This is a genomic window from Streptomyces sp. NPDC020362 (genome assembly GCF_040642095.1).
In the GTDB taxonomy this organism is placed as follows: domain Bacteria; phylum Actinomycetota; class Actinomycetes; order Streptomycetales; family Streptomycetaceae; genus Streptomyces.
This window is the reverse complement of sequence record NZ_JBFAET010000493.1, coordinates 1-1,010: the sequence shown is the minus strand read 5'-3', so window position 1 is coordinate 1,010 and position 1,010 is coordinate 1. Positions and strand designations below refer to the sequence as shown.

Annotated in this window: 1 protein-coding gene; it reads right to left on the bottom strand. The window is 64.7% G+C overall.

Features of this window, described 5'->3' with window-relative positions; genetic code table 11:
* Positions 1-956, bottom strand: a 956-nt coding sequence (locus AB0H32_RS48455; protein WP_361136177.1) for an MDR/SDR family oxidoreductase, incomplete at its 3' end; no start/stop codon positions are given.
* Positions 957-1,010: the final 54 nt, after the last annotated feature.

The following is a 1,010-nucleotide window of genomic DNA, read 5'->3' as shown; positions in this document are numbered from 1 at the left end:
CGCCCGGCCCGACCCGTCCCGGCAAGATGCCGGGCCACCAACCCACCCAACGCACCCGAAGCACCCGTAACCAACACCGTGCCCCCACACCCAGCACCACGCCCGGCACCACGCCCAGCCATATCGGGAATGGTCAGCACAACCTTGCCGACATGACGCGCATGACTCAGGAACCGGAACGCCTCCACCGCCCGCCGCACATCCCAGCACACCACCGGCAACGGCCGCAGCACACCCTCAGCAAACAAACCCGACAACTCCCGCAGCATCCCCCCGATCAGATCCGGATCCTGCTCCAGCAGATCAAACGCCTGATAGACAACCTGGTGATCCCGCTGCACCTGCTCAGAATCACGGACATCCGTCTTGCCCATCTCAATAAAACGACCACCCACACGCGTCAACCGCAACGACGCATCCACAAACTCCCCCGCCAAAGAATCCAGCACCACATCCACCCCACCACCCGACACACCCCGGAAAACCTCCTCGAACTCCGTCGAACGCGACGAAGCAATATGATCACCAGCCACCCCCAGCCCACGCACCGCACCCCACTTCGACGGCGACGCCGTCGCAAACACCTCCCCACCCAAAAACCCCGCCAACTGCACCGCAGCAACACCCACACCACCCGCAGCAGCATGAACCAGCACCCGCTCACCCCGCTCCAGACCCGCCAACTCCACCAGCGCATACCACGCCGTCAAAAACACCACCGGAGCCGCCGCAGCCTCCGCCCACGACCACCCCAACGGCACAGGCGCCAGCAAACGCTCATCCGCCACCCCCTCATTCGAAAACGCACCCGAAAACAACCCCATCACCGCATCACCCGGCCGGAACCCGTCCACACCCGGACCGACCTCCACCACCACACCCGCACCCTCCAGACCCAACCGCCCCGCATCCCCCGGATACATCCCCAACACATTCAACACATCACGGAAATTCACCCCCGCCGCCCGAAGACCAACCCGCACCTGCCCAGCCCCCAACACACCAGCACT